Source organism: Rhodoferax sp. EU05-FHT12H12, assembly GCF_058791215.1.
Window position 1 is genome coordinate 83445 of the sequence record NZ_JBYTDI010000007.1, and the last position, 8712, is coordinate 92156.

Genomic DNA, 8712 nt, shown 5'->3' on the forward strand with positions numbered 1-8712 from the left:
CAATTGATGCCATCCTCTGCCCTTGAACTCGTCAGCGAACACGCCTGCTTTGGCGGCGTGCAGCGTTATTACCAGCATGCCTCCCGCGTCATTGGCCTGCCCATGCGCTTCTCGGTGTTCCTGCCGCCACAGGCCCAACAGGGCGCGGTGCCCGCCGTCATGTACCTGGCCGGCCTGACCTGCACTGAGGAAACCTTCATGGCCAAGGGCGGCGCACAGCGTGTGGCCGCGGCCTTGGGGCTGGCGCTGATAGCCCCCGACACCAGCCCGCGCGGCGCCGGTGTGCCGGGCGAAACGGAGTCGTGGGACTTTGGCGTGGGGGCAGGCTTTTACCTGGACGCGACCCAGACCGCCTGGGCGCCGCACTTCCGCATGGAAAGTTATCTGCTGGAGGAATTGCTGCCACTGGTGGGCGAGCACCTGCCGGTCGACGTGCACCGCCTGGGCCTGTTTGGCCACTCCATGGGCGGCCACGGCGCGCTCACGCTGGCGCTGCGCCACCCCTTGCGTTTCAAGAGCCTCTCCGCCTTTGCGCCTATCTGTGCCCCCAGCCAGTGCCCCTGGGGGCACAAGGCGTTTGCGGGCTACCTGGGCGAGGACCGTGAGGCCTGGGTTGCGCACGATGCCTCGGCCCTGATGGGCCGGCGCAGCACGCCGCTGTTGGTGCAGGGCATCTTGGTGGACCAGGGCTTGGCGGACAAGTTTCTCGAAGTGCAGTTGCACCCGCATCTGTTTGAAGCCGCCTGCGCCACCGCCGGCCAGCCGCTCACGCTGCGCCGCCACGCGGGTTACGACCACGGCTACTACTTCATCAGCACCTTCATGGAAGACCACCTGCGCCACCATGCGCAGGGGCTGGGCCTGTTACCTTAAGTGGCGGCTGAGAGCTGCACGGCAAAGGTCTTCACCCCGCGCAGCATCATCTCGATCGCCACCGACACCAGCACCAGGCCCATCAGGCGCTCGGCGGCCACCACCAGGCGGTCGCCGATGATGCGCTGGATGCGCTCGGCCGATACCAGCACCACGGCGCTGACCAGCATGGTCACACACAGCGCACCAATCCATTCCATGCGCCGGTCCGGCTGCTGCGACACCAGCAGCAGCACCGTGGCCAGTGCCGACGGGCCGGCCACGGCCGGAATCGCCAGCGGCACGATCAGCGGTTCGGTCATGATTTCGCCCTCGGTGGCGGCCGCCGGCGGAAACACCATGCGCAGGGCGATCAAAAACAGGATCACGCCGCCGCCGATTTGCAGCGACAGCTCGCTGAGGTTCATCACACGCAAGAAGCTCTCGCCCACAAACATGAAGGTCAAGAGCAGCGCAAACGCAATCAGGATCTCGCGCAGGATGACCTTGGCCCGCCGCTCGGGCGCCACGTGTTTGAGCGCATTCGCAAAGATCGGGATGTTGCCAATCGGATCGGTGATCAGGATCAGCAGGATGGTGGCGGAGACAAAGGTGTAGTTCATCATGGGGGCAGGGCTGCCTTGTGGGCAGCAAGGTTCTCAGTGCCCCGGAGAATAGCAGTTCAGGTGCGTTCCAGCGCCTCCTGGCAGGGGACGCAGCGCTCGGCTTCCGGTGCCGCTTGCAGGCGTGCCGGGGCAATGGCCACGCCGCAGTCGGCGCACAGGCCGTAGCTGCCATTGGCCAGGCGCTGCAGGGCTGCGTTCACGCGGCGCAGTTCGGTGCTTTCGTGGTCGTCCAGTGCAAATTCCAGGTCCCGCTCGGTGGCCGTCTGGGCCTGGGAGTCCTCGCGGTGCGCAAAGTGGGCCTCGGACGCTTCGGCGCGGCTGGGGGCGCCGCCGCGCAGGGCCGCGAGTTGGGCCAGCAAACCGCTGCGTTTGTGGGTCAGTGTGGCTTCAAGAGACTGGGTGTCGAGGGTGGTCATGGCATCTTTCGTGAAACGCCCGAAGGGGTGTTTTCAGCCTCCATGGTCCGCCTGCCGGCGGCGTGCGTCTTTGATGCGAATCAAGCCTGCTGTTCGTCGCGCGGTGTGTCTTGGGCCATAATTCCCGCCATGTTCAGCCTGCAATCCCTGCGCCAATCACGCGCCCTCATCCGTTGGATGTTGGCGTGTTTTGTCTTGGCCGTCGGGGTCGCGGTGGCGGCGCCGGTGGTCAATCCCCAGGCGCTTTCGCTGGTGTGCAGTGCCGGTGGCAGCGTCAAGCTGGTGGCGGCCGATGCTGCGGACAGCGGCGCGCCCGCTGCCATGGCGCACACCCTGGACTGTGTGATGTGTTTGCCGGTCGGTGTACCACCTGCCAGCGCTGACGCCTTGGTGCTGTCGGTGGCTGTGACCGATGTGTTGCGCACCGGCCCCCCTCGCCACATCACTTGGCGCACGGCGGACCCGGCTTCCGCCCGCGCCCCTCCCGCGCGCGTCTAAGTCGCACGGTCGGCCTCTCCAGGCCGACGCGTATGCGGCGTCTCCTGGCCCCTTGTGGGCCTGTCTTGTTTTTTCTCGTAAATTTTTGGTGTGTTCCCAGGCTGCTTCAGCGCTGCTGTGGCGTGCCAGTTTCGGAGTTGAGAATGAAAAGTGCTATTCAATCTATAGCTGTCTGCGCAGTATTCATGGGCGCTGCAGCTGCATTTGGCCATGTAACCCTGGAAGACCCGGCGGCTGCGGCCGGCGCTGGCTACAAGGCCGTACTGCGGGTGGGGCACGGCTGTGATGGCGCGGCCACGACGGCTATCCAGGTCAGCCTGCCCGACGGTTTTAACGGCGCCCAGCCCATGGTCAAGCCCGGCTGGACCGTGAGCACCCAGGTCGGCAAGCTGGCCACACCGTACGAGGCCCACGGCAAAAAGTTCACGGAGGGCGTGCAGGAAATCATCTGGACCGTCAACCAGGTGGCTGACGCCTTGCCGGACGCGCACTACGACGAATTTGTGTTGCGTGGCACCACCCCCCAAAAGCCGGGAACCCTGTGGTTCAAGGTGGTACAGCGCTGCACCAAGGGTGTCAACGCCTGGGTGGAAGTCCCCGCCGCGGGCCAGGACGCCCACAGCATGAAGTCGCCTGCGGCCCGTCTCGATGTACTGGACGTGCAAGCCGCTGGCGGCCACGCCCACTGATTTTTCCAAGGAGCTTTGTATGAACCGTGTTCGCCTGAGTACCGCTGCCCTCGTGGCTGCCTGCCTGTCCACCAGCCTGTGGGCCCAAACCGTCGAGGTCAAAAACGCCTGGGCCCGCGCCACCGTGCAAGGCCAAAAGGCCAGCGGCGCCTTCATGACATTGACGGCCAAAGACGACGCCAAACTGGTGTCGGCCTCGTCCCCGGTGGCCGGAGTGGCCGAAGTGCATGAGATGAAGATGGACGGTGACATCATGAAAATGCGCGCGGTGCCCGCTTTGGACTTGCCTGCGGGCCAAGCCGTGGAGCTCAAACCCGGCGGTTACCACGTGATGCTGCTGGACCTGAAGCTGCCCCTGCAGAAAGACACCACCATCCCCCTGACCCTGGTGTTCAAGGACGCCAAGGGGGTGGAGCGCAAATCGGAGATCCGGGTCCCGGTGTTGCAAACCGCGCCTGCCGGTGCGGCCATGGCGCCCAAAGACGGACACGGCGCGCACAAATAAGGCCCGGTATCCGCGCTGCACCATGTGCGCTGCCCCCCAATGCGGCGCTTGTCGATGACCGGTGCTGAAGACTGCATGGTCCGAAGCCTCCCCTCGTCAGCCCGCGTGCGTTGGAGTAAGCTGTGCGCCAGCGCCTGACCACCAGGCTTTGGAGCACACATGAGCGATTCAGACACCTCGGGTTTTGGCAAGTTCGTGCCGGGTTTTGATTTCCTGCAAAACCTGGCCAAAGGTGCCAGCCAGAACATCCCGCAGATGCCCAACCTGGCCAACTGGGTGGCCCCCACCCTCAATGTGGAAGAGCTGGACAAGCGCATCGAGGAGCTCAAGAACGTGCACTTCTGGCTGGAGCAAAACTCGCGTGCTTTGGGCGCCACCATCCAGGCACTGGAGGTGCAGAAGATGACCCTGGCGACCCTCAAGGGCATGAACTTCAACCTGGGCGATGTGACCAATGCGCTCAAGCTCAAGGCGGCGGATTCGATTGCATCCGGTGTGCACAGCGTGACCGAAAAAGCCGCCAGCACGGCCAAAACCCTGTCGGATGTGGCCAGCAGCGCCAGCAAGGGCGATGCCAAAGGCGCGGCCAAGGCCGCCGGTGTGCCGGGGCTGGTGGATCCGCTGCAGCTGTGGGGTTCGCTCACCCAGCAGTTCCAGAACATTGCCGCCAGCGCCATGAAAGAGGCCACCACCAAAACTGCGGTGGACATGACCAAAAACATGGCCACCGGTTTGGCCAAAGAAGCCCTCAAGTCGGCCACGGCCGCAGGCAAGAAGGCCGTGGCCAAACGGCCCGCTGTGCGCAAGACGCCCGCCAAAAAATCCACCGGCCGCTAGGCGCCCGGCACATTCACCAGGGATGGGCGCATGAAGCTGTTTCCGTACGCGCACGCCACACACCCGCAGTGGCCCATGGCGGCGGGTCTGGTGCTGGCGCAGCTGCGCGCCCAGATGGCCTTGCACGGTTATGCGTCTGCACCCACGCTGGCGCTGCTCTACATCACCGACCACTACGCACCCTACGCCAAAGACATTCTGGAGATGCTCAGCGGCGAGCTGCCGCTGGTGACCGATTGGTCGGGGACCGTGGGCGTGGGCATTGCGGCCAACAACGTGGAGTACTTTGACGAGCCGGCCCTGGCGGTGATGCTGCTGGAGCTGCCCAGCGACGAGTACCGTGTGTTCTCGGGCATTGCACCGCTGGGCCTGGGCTTTGAGGCCCACACTGCGCTGGTACACGCCGATGGCGAGACCCCCGACCTGGTGGAGCTGATAGACGAGATGGCGGCCCGCACCGACACCGGGTACCTGTTTGGCGGCCTCTCCAGCAGTCGGACCCAGAGTGTGCAGTTTGCGGTGGCGGCCGATGGCAACCTGAGCGGGTTTGGTGCGGCCAGTGGGGTGCTGCACGGTGGCCTGAGCGGCGTGGCCTTTGGTGCGGGCGTGGGCCTGGTGTCGCGCGTCACCCAGGGTTGCAAGCCGGTGTCCAAGGCACGCGTGGTCACCGAGGCGAGCCACAACGTGGTCATCACCCTGGACGGCGAGCCGGCGCTGGACGTGATGCTGCGTGACCTGGGGATCAGTCTGGAGCGCCCGCAGGAGGCGCTGGAGGTGGTGCGCGCCACGCTGGTGGGCCTGGTGCAAACCCCGGCATCGGGCGTGGCGGGCGACAGCGCGCTGGTGCGCCAGACCGGCAACCTGGGCAGTGACGTGACGGTGCGCCACATCATTGGCCTGGACCCGGGGCGCCATGGCATTGCCCTCGCGGCCCAAGTGCAGACCGGCGCGCACCTGGCCTTTTGCCAGCGCAACCGCGAGGCCGCCCAGGCCGATCTGGTGCGCATCTGCGCCGAAGTGCGCGAGGAGCTGGAGCCGCAGGAGCTGCCGATGGAAACCGCCTTCGCCCTGCAACAAAGCGAGGCCGAAGCCGCGCCGCACCCAGCGCGCCGTATTGCGGGCGCGGTGTACGTGAGCTGCTCGGGCCGCGGTGGGCCGCATTTTGGCGGGCCCAGTGCCGAGCTGCACATCGTGCGCCGGGCGCTGGGCGACGTGCCACTGGTGGGCTTTTTTGCCGGGGGCGAGATTGCACGCAACCAACTATTTGGATATACCGGGGTACTGACCGTGTTTACCAGCCCTTAAGTCCCGCGGGTTTCGGATATCGTCGGGTGCGGCAATAGATGAGGAGCTTCGTATGGGTAATTTGAAGATCGCGACCCGGCTGTATGCCGGATTTGGGCTGTTGGTGGCCATCCTGGTGCTGGTGGTGTCTGCCGCGCTGGTGCAAATGGCCACCATGCGGGCCAGTGCCTCGGAAGTGGACAGCATGTGGCTGCCCAGCGTCGAAGAAGTCAACCTGCTCAACACCGCCATCTCCGACTACCGGGCGACGGAAATGCAGCACATCCTGAACACGGATGACGCGGCCAAAACCAACATCGAGAAGGACCTGGAGAGCATCCAGGCGCGTATCAAGACCAGCCGCACCAAGTACGAAACACTGATCAGCAGCAAAGAAGAACGCGCGCTTTACGACGCGTTTTTAGCGTCACGCGAAGCCTATTTGAAGATTCACCAAGAGGTCAAAGAGTATTCCCGCCGCAACGACGCGGAAGGCGCCCGCCAGTTGCTCGAAGGTGAGTCCAAAAAGAACTTTGAGCGTTCCTCTGAAATTTTGAACAAACTGGTGCTGTTGAACCATGAAGGTTCCGTGGCCGCAGCGAAAACGTCGGCCGAGGCGTATCTGACGGGCCGCAACGTGATGCTGGTGGCGATGGTGGTGGCGGTGCTCCTGGCCATTGGCGCCGCGGCTTACATCACGCGGTCCATCACCAAACCATTGGCTGAGGCCTTGCACGTGGCCGGCCATGTGGCCGAAGGCAATCTGACCGTACAAGTACAGAGCAGCAGCCGCGACGAAATTGGTCAACTCTTGCAGGCCATGAAGGCCATGCAGGACAGTCTGGTGTCCGTGGTGTCCAGGGTGCGCAGCGGCTCCGAGTCGGTGTCCACCGCCAGCGCCGAGATTGCGCAGGGCAACCACGACCTGAGTGCGCGCACCGAACAACAAGCCAGCGCGCTGGAAGAAACCGCCGCCAGCATGGAAGAGCTCAACTCAGCCGTCAAACAAAACGCCGACAACGCCCGGCAAGCCAATCAACTGGCCATGAGCGCCTCCACGGTAGCGGTGCAGGGTGGTGAGGTGGTCCACGAAGTGGTGGAAACCATGAAGGGCATCAACGAGGCCAGCCGCAAGATCAGCGACATCATCAGCGTCATCGACGGCATCGCCTTCCAGACCAACATCCTGGCCCTCAATGCTGCCGTGGAAGCCGCCCGGGCCGGAGAACAGGGCCGGGGGTTTGCGGTGGTGGCCAGTGAAGTGCGATCCCTCGCAGGCCGCAGCGCCGAAGCCGCCAAAGAAATCAAAACCCTCATCAACTCCAGTGTGGAGCGGGTCGAACAAGGCACGGCGCTGGTGGACAAGGCCGGCAGCACCATGACCGAAGTGGTGAGCAGCATCCGCCGCGTGACCGACATCATGGGCGAGATCAGCGCGGCCAGCAGCGAACAAAGCGCGGGCGTGGGCCAGGTGGGTGAAGCCATCACCCAGATGGACCAGGTCACGCAGCAGAACGCCGCGTTGGTGGAAGAGATGGCAGCGGCGGCCAGCAGCCTCAAGAGCCAGGCCAGCGACCTGGTGCAGACGGTGGCGGTGTTCAAGTTGTCGGCGGCAGACCAAGGCCATGCCACGCGAGCCACCCCGGCGCCAGTGCCCGCCAAAGCCGCTGTGCGCAGTGGCACACCGGCCTTGGGCTTCAAAGGTCCAGAGCGCCGTACCGATGGCAAGCCCGCAGCGAGTCCGGCCAGGGCGGCTATGTCCAAACCCGTGGCACCCAAGCCGACGCCCAGTGCCGCCAAGACTGCACCGGTGTTGACCGCCATGGCCCCCAAGACCAGTACCAAGGTGACCCCCGCCGGTGGAGACGACGATTGGGAAACTTTTTAAGCCAAATAGTGCTTTTGCGCCCGTGGATATTGCGCAAGCAGCTACTGAATTCATAGCATTTCCATTCCCAAAAACGCTCTCGTCCTTGGCGGACCAGGGCGTTTCTTCGTTTGGCACGTATGTTGCGGGACGTGGGGCATTCCAGAAACGGTGCCGGATGCCGATACAAGCACCACGCCATCCGTTCTCCCGTCACCCGGTAATTCGCTTCCCTCCACCCCCACTACCCCAAAGACGCTATGAGCCTTCATCAATTCGGCATCCGCGCGCGCATCACTGTTGGACTCGCGGCCATTCTTTTGCTTGCCGTGCTGAGCGCGGCCAATTCCCTGTACCAAAACATCTCGGTCAAATACGAAGCTGGCGAGGTGGCGACCTCCTGGATTCCCGCCATCGAGAACCTGGGCCACATGAAGAGTTTCTTGTCCGAGCATTCGCTGGTGACCAATGACCGCTTGGCGGTGCAGGGCAGTCTGGATGCCGTGAGTTTTCAAAAGAAAACCGAGGAGTTGGAGTCCAGCTTGGCCAAGGCCACCGAGATCTACGCGGCCACGCTGCTGACCTATTCGGACGCAAGCTCCGCGCAGGGCAATGCCGAGAAGGCGTTGTACGCCGATTACCAGGCCAAGCGCGACGCTTACTTTGCCGTGGCCAAGGCCAGTACCCAGGCGGTGGAAGACGCCATGGGGGATGACAATGTGTTGCTGTCGGTGCGGCAGGAGTATGCCAACAAGGGGCCCAATACCTTTCGGCAAGCCCACGCGGCCATGGAAGCCATTCTCCAGTTCAACCTGAAGGGCACCGCCGAAGCCGCCACTGCGGTGGCCGACAAGGTGAACGCTGCAGAAAACACCATGCTGGTGGCATTGGTGGTGAGCCTGGTGGTGGGGGGCGCCTTGATTTGGTTGATTCCCCGCAGTGTGATTGAACCGGTGAAACAGGCCGTGGCCTTGGCCCAAAGTATTGCCGAAGGGGACCTCACCCGTCGTGTGCAGGTGCAGGGCAAAGACGAAATGGGCGAGCTCCTGGGCAGCCTGGACCGCATGCAAACCCAGCTGGTACAAGTCGTCGCCAACGTACGCAGCGGCAGCGAATCCGTCGCCACCGCCAGCGCCGA

The 8712-nt window shown here is 64.0% G+C and carries 10 protein-coding genes; 8 read left to right on the forward strand and 2 right to left on the reverse strand.

The features are described from left to right. Positions 1 to 6 precede the first annotated feature (6 nt). Positions 7 to 873: an S-formylglutathione hydrolase gene (gene fghA, locus AC3WS7_RS17285; RefSeq protein WP_296468296.1), complete on the forward strand. Its 867-nt coding sequence runs from the start codon at positions 7 to 9 to the stop codon at positions 871 to 873. Here fghA and AC3WS7_RS17290 read toward each other — a convergent pair. Together AC3WS7_RS17290 and AC3WS7_RS17295 are read right to left on the reverse strand one after the other, a co-directional pair. Next, entirely contained in the window at positions 870 to 1475 is a 606-nt protein-coding gene (locus AC3WS7_RS17290) for a MarC family protein (protein WP_296468323.1), read from the reverse strand. The two genes, fghA and AC3WS7_RS17290, sit on opposite strands and share 4 nt — an antisense overlap. Positions 1476 to 1534: 59 nt before the next feature. Further along, positions 1535 to 1894 (reverse strand): TraR/DksA family transcriptional regulator, encoded by a 360-nt coding sequence (locus tag AC3WS7_RS17295; RefSeq protein ID WP_296468298.1) that lies wholly within the window; start codon positions 1892 to 1894, stop codon positions 1535 to 1537. Between the two features lie 129 nt (positions 1895 to 2023). Between AC3WS7_RS17295 and AC3WS7_RS17300 the strand changes: the two genes are divergently transcribed. The 7 genes from AC3WS7_RS17300 to AC3WS7_RS17330 form a co-directional block, all read left to right on the forward strand. Further along, entirely contained in the window at positions 2024 to 2392 is a 369-nt protein-coding gene (locus AC3WS7_RS17300; RefSeq protein ID WP_492657216.1) for a DUF2946 domain-containing protein, read from the forward strand. Positions 2393 to 2535: 143 nt separating this feature from the next. Beyond that, positions 2536 to 3081, forward strand: coding sequence for a YcnI family copper-binding membrane protein (locus AC3WS7_RS17305; protein ID WP_492657217.1), 546 nt, complete (start codon positions 2536 to 2538; stop codon positions 3079 to 3081). A gap of 19 nt (positions 3082 to 3100) precedes the next feature. Next, on the forward strand, positions 3101 to 3586 hold the full coding sequence (locus tag AC3WS7_RS17310; protein WP_296468304.1) for a copper chaperone PCu(A)C: 486 nt from the start codon (positions 3101 to 3103) through the stop codon (positions 3584 to 3586). Between the two features lie 159 nt (positions 3587 to 3745). Continuing rightward, on the forward strand, positions 3746 to 4423 hold the full coding sequence (locus AC3WS7_RS17315) for a PhaM family polyhydroxyalkanoate granule multifunctional regulatory protein (RefSeq protein ID WP_296468306.1): 678 nt from the start codon (positions 3746 to 3748) through the stop codon (positions 4421 to 4423). Positions 4424 to 4453: 30 nt separating this feature from the next. Next, positions 4454 to 5728: an FIST signal transduction protein gene (locus AC3WS7_RS17320; protein WP_296468308.1), complete on the forward strand. Its 1275-nt coding sequence runs from the start codon at positions 4454 to 4456 to the stop codon at positions 5726 to 5728. Between the two features lie 52 nt (positions 5729 to 5780). Next, positions 5781 to 7595 carry a methyl-accepting chemotaxis protein gene (locus AC3WS7_RS17325; RefSeq protein WP_492657218.1) on the forward strand — a complete coding sequence of 605 codons (1815 nt, stop codon included), beginning with the start codon at positions 5781 to 5783 and terminating at the stop codon, positions 7593 to 7595. A gap of 239 nt (positions 7596 to 7834) precedes the next feature. Further along, positions 7835 to 8712, forward strand: an 878-nt coding sequence (locus tag AC3WS7_RS17330; protein ID WP_492657219.1) for a HAMP domain-containing protein, incomplete at its 3' end; no start/stop codon positions are given.